The following is a 17,544-nucleotide window of genomic DNA, read 5'->3' on the forward strand; positions in this document are numbered from 1 at the left end:
GATCGCAAAGGACTTCGTGCTCCTTCGTGACCTTGGCGGTTGAGGAAAAAGCAAGATGCCGGGCAAAGTCCTGAAGATCGGAACGTTCAGCGACTGGGTGGGACTGTTTGACGAGTGGCGCAAGGACGTCGGCGTGAATCAGGGTGAGGTTGCCGGATTCAAGTTCGACACGCTCTATGGCGCGATCGAGACCGACGAGATCCAGTTCGGCCACTACAAGGGCCGGCGCAAGTGGGAAAACCTGCGCCAGATACCGACGCAGCAGATGCGCGACGCGCTGATGAACCTGATCGTCTACCAGGGCGACACCGAATTTGCCAGCGTCGAGCAGCAGCGCTGGCTGTACGAAACCGCGCCCACCGATTACGACCGCAAGGCGCTGCTGCGGGTCTGGATCGAGGAGATGCGGCACGGCTGGCAAATGTGCGCCCTGCTGGTGGACCACTTCGGACACTCAGGGAAAGTCGAAGCGCAGAAGATGCTGGAGCGGCGCGCGTTCGAGAACAAGCGCCTGCTGGGCGCCTTCAACGTGGACGTGGACAACTGGATGGACTTTTTCACCTACACGGATTTCGTGGACCGCGACGGAAAATTCCAGTTGCAGATGCTGAAGTACTCGGCGTTCGCGCCGCTGGGGCGCTCGATGTCCTACATGCTGCGTGAAGAGGCGTTCCACATGGGCACCGGCAACGACGGCTTGGCGCGCGTCGTAAAGGCCGGCAGGGTGCCGGCGTGGCTGATCCAGAAATACCTGAACAAGTGGATTTCGGGATCGTACGACCTGTTCGGCACCGATCATTCGTCGTCGGCGCACTGGGTCTATGTGTGGGGCATCAAGGGCCGGTACGACGAGCCAAAGAACGCGAGCACGCCTGACCTCGATGATCTGAACGACTACAACCGCAATCTGTATCGCGACGAGGTGGCGGGATTGATCGAGCGGCTGAACAAATATTTGCCGGCGGGAACCGATCCGCTGTATGCGCCGGACATCAAGTTCAACCGCGCCATCGGGCGCTGGGCGGGACAGAAGTTCCATCCGAAAACCGGCGAGGCGATGGAAGACAAAGCATACCAACAGCAATTGAATGAATTTCTGCCGACCGCTGCGGACAAGCAATTGCTGGTGGAGATCATCCACAACGAGAAGAACTGGATCGCCGAAAAGACCGGCGCGCGCGATCCGCTGGAGTCGATCGGGGAAGTAAGGAAGTCGGCGATAAATCTTTAGTCGTCGGTTTACGGTTTTCGGTTGCCGGTACCGGAATTCCTTACCGAGAACCGACAACTCTCACAATGACCACCCCCGCCCACATTTCGGAGCGCACCGGCTACACGCTGGGCGAGTTGATGGTCGCCTCGGCGGCGCGCGAGATTCGCGATCACGAAGTGGTGTTCGTGGGAATGCGGCTGCCGCTGATCGCTTTCGTGGTGGCGAAGCGCACGCATGCGCCGAATGCGGTGGGGTTGTTCGAGAATGGCGTGATCCGGACAACGCCGGCGCCGGAGTTGATCTACACCATGGCCGATCCTCCGAACATCCAGGGGGCAACGCAGTGCCTCGACATGCTGAGCGTGATGAGCCTGCTGCAAGCGGGGAGAGTAGACCTCGGATTCCTGGGAGCGGCGGAGGTGGATCGCTTCGGGAATCTGAATTCAACGCGTGTCGGGTTGGCCAAAGCCCAACAACCGACGGCCAGCGGCCAACGGACAATGGCCAAAGGCAGTTTCACGCGACTGCCAGGTTCCGGCGGTGCGTGCGATATCGCTTCGCTCGCGAAACGTTTTGTTGTGCTGCTGGAACATTCCAAGCGGCGGCTGCCGGAGAGAGTTGCCTATGTCACCAGTCCGGGCAATGGCGACGGTGCGGGGTGGCGCCAGCGCGTTGGTCTGCCGCGCGGCGGGCCGAGTGCGGTGATCACCACCAAGGCAGTGCTGCGGTTTGGGGAGGACGGCGAGGCGCGACTGGCGTCGGTGCATCCCGGCGTGGCGGTCGAGGAAGTCGTGGCGAACACCGGATGGAAACTGCGCGTCCTTGACAATGTGGCGGAGACGCCTTCGCCGAGCGCGGCGGAGTTGCAAGCCATCCGGGAGTACGACAAAGAAGGTTTCTGGACGAAGTAGAGAGGATGTTTCAAGTTTCGCGTTTCAAAGGTTCACGTTGCTCGAATTTGGTCTCTCTCTCCACAACGTGAAACGTGAAACTCGAAGCGTGAAACCGCTGAAGGCTGGTGCCCATGGCGACCGCGACCAGGAATTGGAAGTACCAGCGCCTCATGGTCTCCCTGCAGGCGCCGGTGGCGCGCATCATCCTGGCAAACCCGCCGGTGAACGTGATGGATGTTCCGATGATGGAGGAGTTGCTGGTCGCGATGGAGCAGATCGAAGCGCGGGCCGACATCGCGGCCGTGGTGTTTGCGGGCAGCGACCGCGCGTTCTCCGCGGGGGTGGACGTGAGCGCGCACACTCCGGACAAAGTGGGGGACATGCTGGTGAAAATGCACGCGGTGATGCGCGCGCTGGCCGACACCCGCAAGGTGACCATCGCGGCGGTGCGTGGCAACTGCTTCGGTGGCGGCGCGGAGCTGGCCGCGATGTGCGACCTGGTGTTCACCACCGACACCGCGAACTGGGGATTTCCGGAGATCACGCTGGGTTGCTTTCCTCCGGTGGCGGCGGTGGTGCTTTCGGCAATCGTCGGGCAGAAGCGCGCTGCCGACCTGATCCTGACCGGGCGCAAGATCAGCGGCGAGGAAGCGATGCGGATCGGGCTGGCCAATGAAGCTGTGCCGGAGGACGAGTTGTCGGAGTTGGTGGACGAAACCTCGGAGCGGCTGGGCAAGCTGAGCGCGGCGTCGCTGGCGATGACCAAGAAGGCGCTTTATTCGTGGGACGCGATTCATTTCGACAAGGGACTGATGCGCGCCGAACAGATTTACCTGGAGGAGCTGATGAAACTGGAGGACGCGCACGAGGGAATCAAGGCGTTTATGGAGAAACGGAAGCCGGTGTGGAAGGGGAAGTGACCGGTACACCCAAGAAGGAAGTCGCGCTCGACACCGATTGGCTGACCGCCCTGCTGGTCGCGTGTGGGTTACTGTTCCTTTTTGTCGTGATTGGTTTCGATATTTGGCATGTAGTCCACGGGCAATTTGCTTTTCGGCTAGTGCCTCGGCAACCGATGTTTTGGCGACTGTCGGATTCGTTCTTCTACGCGTTCGCTATGTTCATCTGTGTGAATGTCGTAATTAAGAGCGAAGAGCGGATTCTGAGATTTGCGTTTGGGCTGATGTTGATCGGAATGCTGATGCACTTTGTGATGATTTGGCTGCATTTGTCGAGTTCAACCGCGCGGGTCCTCACCGCTACGTCGAGCATCACCGAGCTACCGGCTTTTGTCCTGCTCGCGGCATACGGATTGAAGTGGCTTAGGAGCAAGGTCGTTCATGTCTAAGCTGGTAACCATGGGCGACGCGATTGCCCGGTTCGTGCCGGACGGGAGCAGTGTCGTGCTTGGCTGCCAGTTGGAGCAGATGATTCCGTTTGCCGCCGGACACGAGGTCATGCGGCAGAAGAAGCGTGGGCTGACGCTGGTGGGGCCGATTTCGGACATCCTGTTCGACCAGATGATTGGCGCGGGGTGCGCGGCGCGGGTGATCGCCGCCTGGGTGGGCAACGTGATGATGGGCTCGGCGTACAACTTCCGGCGCGCGGTGGAGCAGGAAGGGCTGAAGGTCACCGACATGACCAACTTCACCGTCGCGCTAGCGCTGCAGGCGGCTGCCATGGGCGTGCCTTTCCTGCCGACGCTGTCGGCGATGGGGAGTGACGTAGCGCGGGATAACGAGTTCTTTGCCGAGATTGAATCGCCGTTCGCTGACGACAACAGCAGGTCCCTCCCCCTCGCTTCGCTCGGCGTCGGGATGACACCCAAGAGAGAGCAGATGACCGTAGACGGAGGCGTGGCGCATCGCAAACAGAAGCTGCATGCCGTGAGGGCACTGCATCCGGATGTCACCATCGTGCACGTGCAGCGGGCGGACGCTGAGGGCAATGCGCACTGCTGGGGAAATTTCGGGATCATGCTGGAGGCGGTGAAGGCGGCCCAGCGTGTCATCGTGACGGCGGAGGAGGTGGTTGCGCCGGAGGTGATCGCCAGCGACCCGAACCGCACCGTGATTCCCGGGTTCCTGGTGAGCGCCGTGGTGGAGGCGCCGATGGGGGCGCATCCGTCGCCGGTCCAGGGATATTACAAGCGCGATGACGCGTACTTCCGCCAGTATCACGAGCAGACGAAGACTAAAGCGGATTTTGATGCGTGGGCACAGCGCTGGGTGCACGGTGTGGCGGACCGCGCCGCATATGTCGCACTGCTGGGCGAGTGTCGCGTAAAAGAGCTGGGCGTAAAGCAGCACGCGTACGCCGCAGCGGCGGATTTCGGATACTAAGCTGTCGTTAGTCGATGGTCGTTCGCCGATCTGCGGACGACCGGCCAACGGCTAACGACCAACGACTAACGACATGGAATTTGAAATTACACCCGCAGAGCTGAAGCAGAAGCTCGATAACGGCGAGGCTCCCTTGCTGCTCGACGTGCGCGAGCCGGTGGAACTGCAGATGGCGCACCTCGAGGGCACGGTTCATATTCCGATGGGCGAGATCCCCATGCGCGCCAACCAGGAACTGGACCCGGACGCGCACATCGTGGTCATGTGCCATCACGGCGTGCGTTCGCTGAACGTGACCAACTGGCTGCGGCTGCAAGGATTCGAGAAGGTGCAGTCGATGCGCGGCGGGATAGACCGCTGGTCGCGCGAAGTGGACTCGAAGGTTCCGACGTACTGAAGTGTTAGCCGTTAGCCATTGGCCTTTGGCCCGCGAAGGTCCGCCGATTGCCATCGGCTAATGGCCAACCGCCAACGGCCAAGCTCAAATGAAAAAAGAACTCATCACTCTGAAGATCAACGGGCGCACCCACGAGCTCGCCAGCGAGCCCAACAAGCTGCTGCTCGATGTCTTGCGGCGGGACCTGGGGCTGACGGGCTCGAAGCGCGGTTGCGACGACTCCTCGTGCGGCGCCTGCACGGTGCAATTGGACGGTGTGCCCGTGCTCTCGTGCACACTGCTGGCGGCGTCCTGCCAGGATCAGGTGATCACCACGGTGGAGGGCATCGCGGAGCACGGATCGCTGGCTGCGATTCAGAAAGCGTATGGCGACTGGGGCGGCGCCCAGTGCGGCTACTGCACGCCCGGCTTCATGATGACCGTGGATCACTTGCTGACGGAGAATCCCAATCCATCGGAAGACGATATACGTGGTGCGTTAAGCGGAAACCTGTGCCGTTGCACCGGGTACATGCAGATGTTCCAGGCAATCAAGGCGGCGATCGAAGCGGAGCGCAAGGGGAGAGAAGCGGTGAGCCGATGACATACGTGGTTGTCACCATCAAGAAAGTGAAAGACATCGAAGCGTTCCGCGAGTACGCCGTGAAGGTGTACCCGATCATCGAGCGGTATGGCGGAAAGTACGTGGCGGTGGACAAAACCCCGGACGTGCGCTCGGGCGAGTGGCCGTTCGTGCGCACCGTGATTGTTGCCTATCCCAATTTTGCGGCGGCGCAGAAGTGGTACGACTCTCCCGAGTACCAGGAGATCGTTCCCATTCGAATGCGAGCCATTGACGCCAACATTGCCATGGTGCGCGATCCAGATGAGGCGGGTATCGACATGGATCCGCGGAAGAGCGGAGCATGAGCGAATTCAGCGCCATCGGTAAGCCCGTCGCCTTCGTCGATGCGGCGGAGAAAACCACCGGCCATGGCAAATACACCGACGACCTCAGCGTGCCCGGAATGCTGATTGGGAAGATTCTTCATTCTCCGCATCCGCACGCGCGGATCAAGAGTACGGATACGTCGCGTGCGCGGGCGTTCCCGGGAGTCGTCGCCGTTATCACCGGCCATGATGCGCCGACGACGTACGGCATCCTGCCGATCGGCCACGACGAGCACGCGCTGGCGCTGGACAAAGTGCGCTATGTCGGGGACAACGTCGCATGCGTGGTGGCGGTGGATGAGGCGACAGCGGAAGAGGCGCTCGAGTTGATCGATGTCGAGTACGAGTTGCTGCCGGCGTGGTTCGATCCCGAGCAATCGATGAAGGCGGAGAGCGACTTCATTCATGAGAAGCGGCCACGCAATATCGAGAAGGAATATCACCACACCTTCGGCGATCCGGACAAGGCGTTCGCCGAGGCGGACTACGTAGCCGAGGCGCGCTACGTCGCCAACGAGGTGACACACGCCGCCATGGAGCCACATTCCACGCTGGCGGCATTCGAGTTTGATCCGCAAACCGGAAAGCCGGGGCGGCTGACGGTGTGGTCGTCCACGCAGGTGCCCTACTATCTCCAGCACAAGCTCTCGCTGGTGCTGGACATTCCGATGTCGCAGATTCGCGTGATCAAGCCGCTGGTGGGCGGCGGCTTCGGCGGCAAAAGCGAGGTCATCCCGCTGGAAATCACGGCGGCCATCGCGGCGCGCGCCGCCCACGCGCCGGTGAAGATCACCTATACGCGGGAAGAGGTTTTCTGGGCGCATCGCGGCCGGCCGCGCACCATCATGGACCTGAGAATGGGCGCGATGAACGACGGGCGAATCGTCGCCGTGGCGGCACGCGTAATCCAGGACGGCGGCGGGTACTGCTCCTACGGCCCGGTCACGATCTTGTATTCCGGTGCGCTTCTGGGGGCGCTGTACGACATTCCCAACGTGCGCTACGACGGCTATCGCGTGCTGACCAACAAGCCGGCATGCGGCGCCATGCGCGGGCACGGCACGGTGAATGTGCGCTTCGCTTTTGAATCGCAGCTTGACGAGATTGCGGCCGCGCTGAAGCTGGACCCGGCAGATATGCGGCGCAGGAATCTGCTGAAGCCGCCGTGCGTGACGGTGAACGGGCTGCGGGTGCTCAGTTACGGGTTGCGCGAGTGCATCGAGAAGGTCGTGGAACGATCCAAGTGGAGCGAGAAGCGTGGCTCTGCGGCTAACGGCCAACCGCCAATGGCCAACGGCGATTCACTCCGCCGCGGTCTCGGCATTGCCTGCTCGCACTACGTCAGCGGCGCGGCGAATTCCATCATCCGTTCCGACATGCCGCACTCCACGGTGAACCTCAAGGTGGACCGCGACGGCGGCGTGGTGGCGTACACCGGCGCGTCAGAAATCGGGCAGGGCTCGGACACCATGACCGCGCAGATCATTGCCGAAGTTCTGGGTTGCGATTTGTCGCGCGTCAAGGTGGTTGCCGCCGACACCGACCTCACGCCGATTGATCTGGGTTCGTATTCCAGCCGCGTGACATTTATGAACGGCAACGCGTCGCTGCGCGCGGCCGAAGAGGTGAAGAAGAAGATCGCCAGTGCGGCTGCGCGCAGGCTGGATTGCGCCATTGAAGACGTTGTATTTCGCGGCGACAAAGTCTTCCGCAGAGGCACAGAGAATGTGGCGCGGGCGTCCTTGCCCGCGAATTCTACCCAGCAAACAGCCTCGATCCTTGCCGGCAAAGATCGTCCAACTGGGGCTGCGGGCGAGGGAGCGCGCTCGCCCTCGAGCGCGGTGAAGGCCCAAGGTCGCGTGGAGGGCCAGATTCTGCGCGGCTCGGTCCAGCAGAAGAGAAAGAATGAAGACGAAGGCCCCCGAGACTGGATGAGCTTCGAAGAGGCCGTGGTCGCGGCGATTGAGTTCAGCGGCGCGCTCACCGGCACCGGGTCGTACGCGCCGCCGGCGGAGGCGCGTGGCGGGCAGTTCAAGGGCGCAGGAGTCGGTCCATCGCCGGCGTACTCGTATTCCGCGCAGGTGGCAGAGGTCAGCGTGGACGAGGAGACCGGCGCGGTCACCGTCCACAAGATCTGGGCGGCGCACGATTGCGGGCGCGCGCTGAATCCGGTCGCGGTCGAGGGCCAGGTGATCGGCTCAGTGTGGATGGGGCTGGGGCAGGCGCTGGAAGAAGAGATGGTGTGGAAGGACGGCCTGCTGATGAACCCCGGCCTGCTCGAGTACAGATCGCCGTCGGCGGCGGAGTCGCCGGAAATCGAGTGCATGATCGTGGAGAGCATTGATCCCGAGGGTCCGTTCGGCGCCAAGGAAGCGGGCGAAGGCTCGCTGGCGGCGACGATTCCTGCGATCTCGAACGCGATCTACGATGCGGTTGGCGTGCGGCTGCGGGAAGTGCCGTTCACGCCGGAACGCGTGCTCGCGGCGCTCCGCGCGAAAAAAGGCGACAAGAAGTTGAACATGACGCGCGACGTGGACCCGACCGCGCCCGCGACTTTCCCCGAACACGGCGGCGCGCTCTGCTTCAAGGGCAGAGGCCCGGCGCGGCACCCACTCGATGTGGCGCGGGCGCCCTCGCCCGCGGACCTGGGAGGCGACCGCTGATGTCGCTCCCTGAATTTCAACTTCTCCGTCCGCCCGCGCTCGCCGAAGCCATCGACCTGGTGGCAAAGCACGAGGCCAGTGCACAGATCGTGGCCGGAGGCACGGATCTGATTCCGTCCTTGCGCCAGCATTTGTTCGCGCCGCGCTGGTTGATTGACATTCGGGGCATTAGCGAACTGCGCGGCATTCGTGCGCGTGACGGTGGGCTGGAAATCGGCGCGCTAACTACGCTCACTGCGATCGAGCGCTCACAGGAGATCGCGCGCACCTATCCTGTGCTGCACGAGGCGGTGAAAACTGTTGCCTCGCCCCTGCTGCGCAACATGGGCACGATCGGCGGAAACATCTGCCTGGACACGCGCTGTCTCTGGTACAACCAATCGTTGCCGTGGCGGAAGTCGTGCGGGTTCTGCATTAAGAAAGACGGCGACCTATGCCACGTCGCGCCCGGAGGGACGAAGTGTTGGGCGGCGTTTTCCGGCGACACGCCGCCGGCGCTGCTCTGCCTGGAGGCGGAGATCGAAATTGCCGGACCGCAGGGCACGCGCCGTGTCCCACTCAGCGAGTTCTACACCAACCTGGGCGACGCGCGCATCAATCTCCGAAACAATGAGCTGCTCACGCGCGTGCTGCTGCCGGCGCGGACCGCGGGCTGGCGCGGCGTCTATCGCAAGCTGCGCATTCGCGGGTCGATTGATTATCCGCTCGCTGGGATCGCGGTGGCGCTGAAACATAGCAACGGGCACGTGGCCGATGCGAGGGTCGCAATCACCGCTGTCAATCCGGCGCCGCTGCTGGTGAAAGGCGCAACCGAGGCGCTGGCGGGAAGGAAAGTGAACGAGGAGATCGCGCTGCACGTCGGCGAGCTGGCGGCGCGCACCGCCAAGCCGCTGACGACATCGGCGCTGACGCCGGAGTACCGCCGTGAGATGATTCGGGTGTTTTCCAAGCGCGCCGTATTGGAAGCTGCGGCCATCGACCAAAGCCTACCCCGAGCGCAGCCGAGGGGACCATCGACCGTCGACTGATGATTACCGACTGCCATATCCATATTCACCCGCCCGACCTGGTGCTCAAGCCCGGGGCGCAGGCGCTAATGGAGGCGAGCGCCGATTACGAGCGCATGCGCCAGTTTGCGCGCTCGCCTGCATCGTTTCTGAAGTACCTGGACAGCATCGAGGTGGACCGCGCGGTGCTGATCGGATCGGTGTCACCGGAAGTGATCGGCCTGGATTCCAGCATCAACGGGTATTACGCCGAATATGCGCGCACCGATCCGCGGCGGCTGATCCCCTGCGGCGGGCTGCATCCGCGCTATGCGCAGAATTTCATGGCCGAACTGGACGATTTTCTGCGGCTCGGCATTCGCGTCATCAAGATTCATCCGCCGCACCAGCTTTTCTACCCCAACGATTACCTCAACGGGCTGACCGAACTCGAACTCCTCTATCGTGCGGGGGAAGCGAACGGGATTCCGGTCATGTTCCACACCGGAACGTCCATTTTTCCGGGAGCGCGCAACCGCTACGGCGATCCCATTTACATCGACGACGTCGCCGTGGATTTCCCGGAGCTGAAGATCGTGATGGCGCATGGCGGGCGTCCGCTGTGGATGGACACGGCGTTCTTCCTGTTGCGGCGCCACGCCAACGTTTATCTCGATATCAGCAGCATCCCGCCGCGCCAGCTTCTCAACTGGTTTCCGCGGCTGGAGGAGATCGCGCACAAGACCATGTTCGGCAGCGACTGGCCCGGCCCGGGCGGAGTGGACATCCGCCGCAATATCGATGCCATCCGTGCGCTGCCGCTGTCGGAGACAGCGAAGGGACAGATTCTCGGCAAGACGGCGCTCGGCATCTGGCCGGAATAATCGGAAACAACGAGCCACGGATCGCCACGGATTGTCACGGTTCAAATAAGCATTTCCGTGTGCATCCGTGTCAATCCGCGGCTATTTGCTTTTCGCGCCTACTTCTTGGCCGCCGCGGCCGAACTTCCGGCTAGTTCATCCGCCAGACGCGTGGCGCCGTAGATATTGCGCAGCGCTTCCAGGATGCCGCGCGAATCCACGTGCAACGAGCGGCCGATCTCGTCTTCGTACTGAAAATTCCACGGCAGCGACTGGATGTTCCCATCGAAGATAATGCCCACCACGTCACCCGCCTTGTTCACCACCGGGCTGCCGGAATTACCGCCGATGATGTCCGCGGTTTCGATGGCATTGAGGGGCGTGTCGAGCTTGATCTTCGATTTGTTCTGCATCCAGCTCTGCGGCAGCCGGTAAGGCGGCTTGCTAGAGTGCTTGGCGGCGTGCTCGAACGCGCCGGCAAAGGTGGTGAAGTACGGCAGCTTGGTGCCGGCGGATGCGACGTCGCCACGCCCGTCCTCCGTGTACCCCTTCACCACGCCGTAGCTGAGGCGGAGGGTGAAGGTGGCGTCGGGATAGGTGTCGGTGCCGAGCTCGGCAAAGCGGATCTTGGACAGCGTGGCGCCGGTGCGGCGTTCCACCGATTCCACCTGGTCTTCATACTGCTTGCGGTACTTGCGCGCTTCCGGATCGAGGTTGCGCATGGCAACGATCAGCGGATCGGTGCTGGCGTTCACCGCCGCCTCGCCGCCCGCATAGAGCTGCTTGCGGACGGCAACGTCGTCGAGCTTGGTGCCGTCCATCAACGCCTTGGCTGCCTGCGCCGGCTCCTGCCCCTTCAGCACCTGGGCGACGGCGGGGTCATGGCCGAGATCACGCTGCATCTGCCGCAGCGACTCGGTCACGGTTATGGTTTCCAGGTCCTTGTAGATGGGTGCGGTGGAGAACAATTGCTGCTCGACCGACGAGAGCGCGGATTCGCGATACTCGCGCAGGCGCTCGCCATTCGGCTTTTGCTTTTCGACGGCGGCGCGGACCAGGATTCGGGCAATCCCGGGAAGGTCGCCGCGCAGTCCCTGCCGCCGCTCCAGGTAGATGTACGGCAGGTAGATCTGCTTGTAGACACTCTCCGCCTGCGCAACTTTCGCCCACGGATCGCCGAATTTCTGCTTCTTCTGAGGATCGGAAGCGACGCCCTGCTTCAGCTTGTCTTCGTCCTGCTGCTTTTGCGCCATCAGCTTCTTGTCGAGCAGGCCGGACTGATAGCCGGTCAGCGCTTTCAGTGAGTTCTCCATGCCGAAGATATCTTCCTGCGCGCGCCGCGCGTTTTCCGGAGACTGGGCGGAAAAGCTCTTCAACGTTTGGATCATCTCCCGCAGCGATTTCAGCCGCCACGGATAGCTGGTGTCGCGCAGGAACTCCAGTTGTGCCATGGTCAGCAGGCGTCCGGTGGAGCCGGGATTGCCGGGGACGAAGATCAGGTCGCCCTCGCTGGCACCGGCCTTGGACCACCTCAAAGAATGGGTGAGGTCGACCGGCTTATTGTTCTCATACACGCGGAAAAAAGTGATGTCCAGGTCGTAGCGCGGGTATTCGAAATTGTCGGGATCGCCGCCGAAGAACGCGGCTTCAAACTCGGGTGCGAACACCAGCCGCACGTCAGTGTACTTTTTGTAGCGATAGAGCTGGAACATGCCCCCCGCGTACAAGGTGACGATGTCGCAGCGCAAGCCGGTGCTCTTGGCGCAGTCGCTCTCGATCGCCGACATGGCAGCGCGCTGGGCGGCGCCGGCCTCGGCCGCCGACGAGCCGGGCTTCGCCGCGCTCTGAATCTGTTGCGTGACGTCCTCAATGCTCTGCAGCACGTTCAATTCCAGGTCGGGGCATTTGGCCTCGTCCGCCTGCGTTTTGGCGTAGAAGCCGGTTTTCATGTAGTCCTTGCCGCCGGTGGAAAGCTGCTGCACACAGACGGCGCCCACGTGATGGTTGGTGAACGTCAGGCCATGCGGGGAGACAAACGAACCCGAGCCGCCGTTGTTAAACCGCACCGACGACAACCGCACGTTGTCCAGCCACGCTTGCGTGGGTTCGAATCCGTACTTGGCTTTCACACGGGCCTTGGGAAAAGCGTTGAACAGCCACATGCCCTCGTCGGCCGACGCGATTCCGGCCAGAATTATTGCGATACCGATGAATAGAACTGCGCGTTTCAACATGCTCGATCTCCCATGCCGGTCCGGCATGACTGCGAGTTTCACAAATGTAAGAACCGTCGCCGCCGCACTACTGCGGCTGGCGAGAATCACGAAACTCCTGAATATACGCTGGCGCGCGCTGCCCGGCAACGCCGCGCCGCTCATCCGCGTGCAGCTCTCCTTGGGCGGGACCAATTTGGAATTGCCTCTGGTTTGCGGTATGGTAACCGGTTCTCTCCGGCTGGGTGTCAGCGGCGGGGGACAGAGTCACTTGCGTGGCGTCCCGCATCAATAGGATTGCGAGGAGTTTTTATGTCCAGCAGCACTCTTGCGCCCAAGGGCCTGGAAGGCGTAGTCGCGGCCGTATCGAGCATTTGTTATATCGACGGCGACCGTGGCATCCTGGCCTACCGCGGAATTGATATTCACGAACTCGCCGACAATTCCACCTTCGAAGAAACCTGCTACTTGCTCTGGTTCGGCAAGCTGCCGGCCCGGGCCGAGTTGCGCGAATTCACGCGTGCGCTGGCCGAAGAGCGGAAATTGGACCCGGCGATCATCAACCTGCTGCGGCAATCGCCGCGTCATGCGCTGCCCATGGACGTGCTGCGCACCGTCGTGTCGGCGCTCTCCTTCTACGATCCCGAGGAGAGGGTCAACACCGCGGACGCGAATCTGCACAAGTCGCTGCGGTTGACCGCGCAGATCGCCATGATCGTCGCCGCCTACGACCGCATCCGCAAGGGACGGCCGTTAGTTGAGCCCAACCGCTCGCTCTCCCACGCCGGAAATTTTCTGCTGATGCTGAATGGCGAGCCGCCGTCCAAGACCGCCGAACGCGCTCTGGACATTGCCCTCATCCTGCACGCCGACCATGAGCTGAATGCGTCCACCTTTGCCGCGCGTGTGACCGCGGCAACGCTCTCCGACATGCATTCCGCGATCACCTCGGGCATCGGCGCGCTCAAAGGGCCGCTGCACGGCGGCGCCAACGAGGCGGTGTTCAAAATCCTGGAAGAGATTGCGAAAGCCGGCGCCGATCCGGTGGAGTACGTGAAGGGCTTGCTGGCGCAGAAGAAGAAAATTCCCGGCTTCGGCCACCGCGTCTATCACACCGAAGACCCGCGCGCCACCCACCTGCGGCAGATGTCGCGCGAGCTGGGCGAGTCCAGCGGCCAGAGCCCATGGTTCGAGTATTCGCACAAGATCGAGCAGTTCATGAAGGCCGAAAAGAAGCTCAACGCCAACGTCGATTTCTATTCCGCCTCTACCTACCGCACCCTCGGCATAGACCTCGACCTGTTCACGCCGATTTTTGCCGTGTCGCGCATCAGCGGCTGGACGGGGCACGTGATGGAACAGCTTGCCGACAATCGCCTCATCCGCCCGCGGGCGGATTACGTCGGCCCGGCCTACCCGCAGCACTACGTGCCGATTGATCGGCGGTGAACTTCCCAAACCGATTCGCCACAGAGACACAGAGGAGACAAAGCGCTCCGTGCCTCCGTGGCTCCCTGGTAGATCACTCTCGAGTGTGACGGCGTAGAATAAAGGCGATGCGCCGCGCCTACCTGGACAACAACGCCACCACGCCGCTGCTGCCCTCGGTGCTGGAGGCGATGCAGCCGTACTTCATCGAGCAGTTCGGCAACGCCTCGTCCATCCACCATCACGGCCAGCAGACGCGCGCCGCGGTGGAGCGCGCGCGCGAGTCGGTGGCCGCGCTGCTAGGCTGCCGAGCTTCGGAAATCGTCTTCACCAGCGGCGGCACGGAATCCGACAACCTTGCCATCTTTGGCATCGTCCGTCCCGGCGACCACGTCATCACCAGTTCCATCGAGCACCATGCCGTGCTCAACGCCTGCAAGCGGCTAGAGGCCATGGGTTGCGAGGTAACCTATGTTCCGGTGGACGGACAGGCTCTGGTGTCGCCCGACGATGTCAAGCGTGCGCTGCGGCCCAAGAAAACGCGGCTGATCAGCGTCATGATGGCGAACAATGAAACCGGCGTGCTGCAGCCAGTGAACGAGATCGGTGCAATTGCCGCCGAAGCCGACGTTTACTTCCACACCGACGCCGTGCAGGCCGCGGCCAAAGTGGCGATTGACGTCGCCAAGATTCGCTGCGACTTGCTCTCCATCTCTGGACACAAGATCCACGCCCAGCAGGGCATCGGCGCGCTCTATGTGAGGAAGGGAACGCTGCTGCAGCCCATGCTGTACGGTGGGCGTCACGAGCGCGCGCGGCGGGCCGGGACGGAAAACGTCGCGGGAATTGTTGGTCTGGGCAAGGCGGCGGAACTGGCGCACGCCGGCTTCAGCGACGGCGAGGTCGAGCGCATTTGCTCTCTGCGCGACCGGCTGGAGCGCAGCATCACCGGGACAATTGATTCGGTCGGCGTGAACAGCGGCAGCGCCCCGCGCGTTCCCAACACCAGCAGCATCTACTTCGATTGCATCGAGGGCGAAGCGCTGGTGATTGCCCTCGATCTGAAGGGCGTAGCGGTTTCCACCGGCGCGGCCTGTTCCTCGGGCGCTATCGAGCCCTCGCACGTGCTGACCGCGATGGGCCTTTCCCCCGACCGCGCCCGCGCCAGCCTGCGGTTTTCCGTGGGCAAGCAGAACACCAGCGAAGATGTGGACCTGCTGCTCTCCATCCTGCCTGAAGCCGTGGCGTGGCTGCGGGAGCTGTCGCCGGTTTACAATAAAGCTGTGTGAGAACTTTCACATCGGATGAGCAATCGCGACCAGAACCGCCAATTTCGTGCGGCAGTACGCGAAATCGAGCGCATTTTACGGCGGCAGCTCACTGAGAAAGAATGGGATCGCTTACACCGCGAAGTTACTAAGCTGGGCTTTGACTACGAAAATATAGTTCAAACCGGTTTATCGATGTTCAGTTGAGCCATGAAAGCTACTGAAATTGACATACGACAAGTGCTGCAGCCAGTTATCGGACAAAGGCCTACTCGCGCCAAGCTCGGTGTCGGCAGCTTTCTGACGTTCGATTTCGGTCCTCTGTCGCGTGAGGACCACCACTTGGTCGGCAAGTGGCACTTGTGGATTTATCAGGCAAACTGGTCGCTTGCCGATCAGCAACGGCAAATTGTCAATGCTGATTCGGAGCGACGTTACATCGCCCTTGCCATCCCACGGCTGCAGGAAACGAAACTCAGCGATATCGAGGTGGATCCCGCCTCGTTGGAAACAGTTTTTCGATTTGGTGAGTTTCGGCTGACCGTAGGTCGTCCTGATTATTTGGACGATGCCGATGAACGAGACCATTACTGGATGTTCTTCTTGCCAGGGAAACAGGTTTTGTCCGTCGGGCCGGCTGGCGTCATACTTGGCCCGTCCGATCGTGTCCGGTGAGTCTTGTCGTCGAGCGCTAACAGTTAAGAGCTAAAAGCCAATGGCTTCTTTTCCTATCGCCGTTGCCATGTCGGGCGGTGTCGATTCCTCCACCGTCGCGGCCATGCTGCGCGCTGAGGGCCGCCAAGTGATTGGGCTGACCATGCAGCTCTGGGACCAGCGTCGCCTAGCTGGGCACGACGGCATGCCCGAGACGGTCACCGGCCGCTGCTGCTCTCTGGACGACGTCTACGATGCGCGTCGCGTCGCCGAATCGCTCGGCATTCCCTACTACGTCGTCAACCAGGAACGCCGCTTTGAGCACGAAGTCGTGCGCCCGTTCATCAGCGAGTATTTGTCCGGCCGCACGCCGATTCCCTGCAGCCTGTGCAACAACCACCTGAAGTTCGATCAGCTCCTGATCACCGCGCGCCAGATCGGCGCCGAGCAGCTTGCCACTGGGCATTACGCGCGCGTGGAGTTCGACAGCTCGCGCCAGCGCTGGCTGCTGCGCCGTCCAGCGGACCTCAGCAAGGACCAGACGTACTTCCTGTTCGGCCTCACCCAGGAGCAGCTCTCGCGCACGCTGTTTCCGTTGGGCAATATGCGCAAGTCGGAGGTCCGCGAGCTGGCGCGGCAGCACGGGCTGGCGCTGGCCGAGAAGCCGGATTCGCAGGAAATCTGCTTTGTTCCCGGCGGCGACTACAAGCAGTTCATAGACGCCTACCTGGCGGAGCAGGGCGAGTCGCCGCCCGACACCTCGGGCGAACTTGTCACCACCAACGGCGAGGTCATCGGCACGCACGCCGGCATTCACAATTTCACCGTCGGCCAGCGTAAGGGCCTGGGTGTGGCCACGGGCTCGCCGCTTTACGTCCTGGAGATCAAGGGGGACCAGCGCCGGGTCGTGGTCGGCAGCGGGGAAGAGCTGTATTCGAAGACGCTACGTGCGCGCCGGTTGAACTGGGTCGCTGTCGATGACCTCCTTTCGCCGATGCGCGTCTCCGTAAAGATCCGCAACCGCCACGAGCCCGCACCCGCCGTGATCGAAAAGACCGGTGACGATGAAGTGCTGGCGACCTTTGACCAGCCCCAGCGCGCGGTTACGCCCGGCCAGGCAGCGGTGTTCTATGACCGTGATCTGGTGGTCGGCGGCGGCTGGATCGTTTAGTGGTGTGACAGTCTTTGAAATATCTGCTGTGCTTCTTCATCGCTGGCAAACTCACCGCGATCAGCTTCGATAATTGCTTTCTTGATCTCCTCGATCTGCCAATTGTCCAGGTGATCGCTCTCGTCCAAATAGTCCGGCGGTTTGACAGGCATGCAGTTATTCTAATGCGATGTCCAGCCAGCTACCTTTCTTCCGCCGCGCCGCTGACGAGGCGCTCGATGACGAGACCGCTCGTCAGATCGCCGAGCAGCGACGCGCCATCGAGCAGAATCCCGACTGGGCGGAAGGCTACTACCACCTGGCGCAGCTCTTGCGTGTGCAGCACAAGCGCGACGAAGCCAAGCGCCATCTGTTGATCGCGCTGGAAATGCAACCCGCGTTGGCGGACGCCCACGTCGCCCTGGGTGAGATCTATATTGCCGAAGGCGACCTTGACCGCGCCCGCGTGCACGCCGAGTTCGCCGCCGCCTGCGGCAATCCGCGCTTGTTGGAACAGATGACCCGCCACAACGCTAAATAATTT

General features: G+C 62.1%; 19 protein-coding genes. 17 read left to right on the forward strand and 2 right to left on the reverse strand.

All coding sequences use genetic code 11. The annotated features are described in order from the left end of the window. Positions 1 to 55 precede the first annotated feature (55 nt). The 11 genes from LAN64_02865 (at position 56) to LAN64_02915 (ending at position 10,308) form a co-directional block, all read left to right on the forward strand. A complete protein-coding gene (locus tag LAN64_02865) occupies positions 56 to 1,231 on the forward strand; it encodes a phenylacetate-CoA oxygenase subunit PaaI (protein MBZ5566773.1) in 1,176 nt (391 codons plus the stop codon). Between the two features lie 65 nt (positions 1,232 to 1,296). Beyond that, positions 1,297 to 2,124: a CoA-transferase gene (locus LAN64_02870; GenBank protein ID MBZ5566774.1), complete on the forward strand. Its 828-nt coding sequence runs from the start codon at positions 1,297 to 1,299 to the stop codon at positions 2,122 to 2,124. 113 nt (positions 2,125 to 2,237) lie between these two features. Further along, a complete protein-coding gene (locus tag LAN64_02875) occupies positions 2,238 to 3,026 on the forward strand; it encodes an enoyl-CoA hydratase/isomerase family protein (GenBank protein ID MBZ5566775.1) in 789 nt (262 codons plus the stop codon). Then, positions 3,011 to 3,454: a hypothetical protein gene (locus LAN64_02880; GenBank protein ID MBZ5566776.1), complete on the forward strand. Its 444-nt coding sequence runs from the start codon at positions 3,011 to 3,013 to the stop codon at positions 3,452 to 3,454. Before LAN64_02875 ends, LAN64_02880 begins: the two co-directional genes overlap by 16 nt. Next, entirely contained in the window at positions 3,447 to 4,448 is a 1,002-nt protein-coding gene (locus LAN64_02885; protein MBZ5566777.1) for a CoA transferase subunit A, read from the forward strand. Before LAN64_02880 ends, LAN64_02885 begins: the two co-directional genes overlap by 8 nt. A gap of 73 nt (positions 4,449 to 4,521) precedes the next feature. Beyond that, entirely contained in the window at positions 4,522 to 4,845 is a 324-nt protein-coding gene (locus LAN64_02890) for a sulfurtransferase (protein ID MBZ5566778.1), read from the forward strand. Between the two features lie 88 nt (positions 4,846 to 4,933). Continuing rightward, complete coding sequence (locus tag LAN64_02895; protein ID MBZ5566779.1) at positions 4,934 to 5,428, forward strand: (2Fe-2S)-binding protein; 495 nt, start codon at positions 4,934 to 4,936, stop codon at positions 5,426 to 5,428. Beyond that, positions 5,425 to 5,754 carry a DUF1330 domain-containing protein gene (locus LAN64_02900; protein ID MBZ5566780.1) on the forward strand — a complete coding sequence of 110 codons (330 nt, stop codon included), beginning with the start codon at positions 5,425 to 5,427 and terminating at the stop codon, positions 5,752 to 5,754. Before LAN64_02895 ends, LAN64_02900 begins: the two co-directional genes overlap by 4 nt. Further along, entirely contained in the window at positions 5,751 to 8,438 is a 2,688-nt protein-coding gene (locus LAN64_02905; GenBank protein ID MBZ5566781.1) for a molybdopterin-dependent oxidoreductase, read from the forward strand. The genes LAN64_02900 and LAN64_02905 overlap by 4 nt, the downstream gene beginning before the upstream one ends. Continuing rightward, entirely contained in the window at positions 8,438 to 9,466 is a 1,029-nt protein-coding gene (locus LAN64_02910) for an FAD binding domain-containing protein (protein ID MBZ5566782.1), read from the forward strand. The genes LAN64_02905 and LAN64_02910 overlap by 1 nt, the downstream gene beginning before the upstream one ends. Then, positions 9,466 to 10,308, forward strand: coding sequence for an amidohydrolase family protein (locus tag LAN64_02915; protein MBZ5566783.1), 843 nt, complete (start codon positions 9,466 to 9,468; stop codon positions 10,306 to 10,308). The genes LAN64_02910 and LAN64_02915 overlap by 1 nt, the downstream gene beginning before the upstream one ends. A gap of 98 nt (positions 10,309 to 10,406) precedes the next feature. Here LAN64_02915 and LAN64_02920 read toward each other — a convergent pair whose 3' ends face one another. Continuing rightward, a complete protein-coding gene (locus LAN64_02920; protein MBZ5566784.1) occupies positions 10,407 to 12,521 on the reverse strand; it encodes a S46 family peptidase in 2,115 nt (704 codons plus the stop codon). Positions 12,522 to 12,812: 291 nt separating this feature from the next. On the opposite strand from LAN64_02920, the gene LAN64_02925 reads away from it, so the two are divergent. From LAN64_02925 to mnmA, 5 genes are all read left to right on the forward strand, one after another. Next, positions 12,813 to 13,949, forward strand: a complete 1,137-nt coding sequence (locus LAN64_02925) for a citrate synthase (protein MBZ5566785.1) — start codon at positions 12,813 to 12,815, stop codon at positions 13,947 to 13,949. A 107-nt stretch (positions 13,950 to 14,056) separates the two neighbouring features. Beyond that, entirely contained in the window at positions 14,057 to 15,217 is a 1,161-nt protein-coding gene (locus tag LAN64_02930) for a cysteine desulfurase (GenBank protein ID MBZ5566786.1), read from the forward strand. Between the two features lie 15 nt (positions 15,218 to 15,232). Continuing rightward, positions 15,233 to 15,403, forward strand: a complete 171-nt coding sequence (locus LAN64_02935; GenBank protein ID MBZ5566787.1) for a hypothetical protein — start codon at positions 15,233 to 15,235, stop codon at positions 15,401 to 15,403. A gap of 3 nt (positions 15,404 to 15,406) precedes the next feature. Next, on the forward strand, positions 15,407 to 15,871 hold the full coding sequence (locus tag LAN64_02940; GenBank protein MBZ5566788.1) for a hypothetical protein: 465 nt from the start codon (positions 15,407 to 15,409) through the stop codon (positions 15,869 to 15,871). Positions 15,872 to 15,911: 40 nt separating this feature from the next. Continuing rightward, on the forward strand, positions 15,912 to 17,021 hold the full coding sequence (mnmA, locus tag LAN64_02945; protein MBZ5566789.1) for a tRNA 2-thiouridine(34) synthase MnmA: 1,110 nt from the start codon (positions 15,912 to 15,914) through the stop codon (positions 17,019 to 17,021). Here mnmA and LAN64_02950 read toward each other — a convergent pair. Beyond that, on the reverse strand, positions 17,018 to 17,173 hold the full coding sequence (locus LAN64_02950; protein MBZ5566790.1) for a hypothetical protein: 156 nt from the start codon (positions 17,171 to 17,173) through the stop codon (positions 17,018 to 17,020). The genes mnmA and LAN64_02950 overlap by 4 nt on opposite strands. 17 nt (positions 17,174 to 17,190) lie before the next feature. Here LAN64_02950 and LAN64_02955 point away from each other — a divergent pair, with 17 nt between their 5' ends. Continuing rightward, positions 17,191 to 17,541: a tetratricopeptide repeat protein gene (locus LAN64_02955; GenBank protein MBZ5566791.1), complete on the forward strand. Its 351-nt coding sequence runs from the start codon at positions 17,191 to 17,193 to the stop codon at positions 17,539 to 17,541. Positions 17,542 to 17,544 lie beyond the last annotated feature (3 nt).

Source organism: Terriglobia bacterium (assembly GCA_020073185.1).
In the GTDB taxonomy this organism is placed as follows: domain Bacteria; phylum Acidobacteriota; class Terriglobia; order Terriglobales; family Acidobacteriaceae; genus JAIQGF01.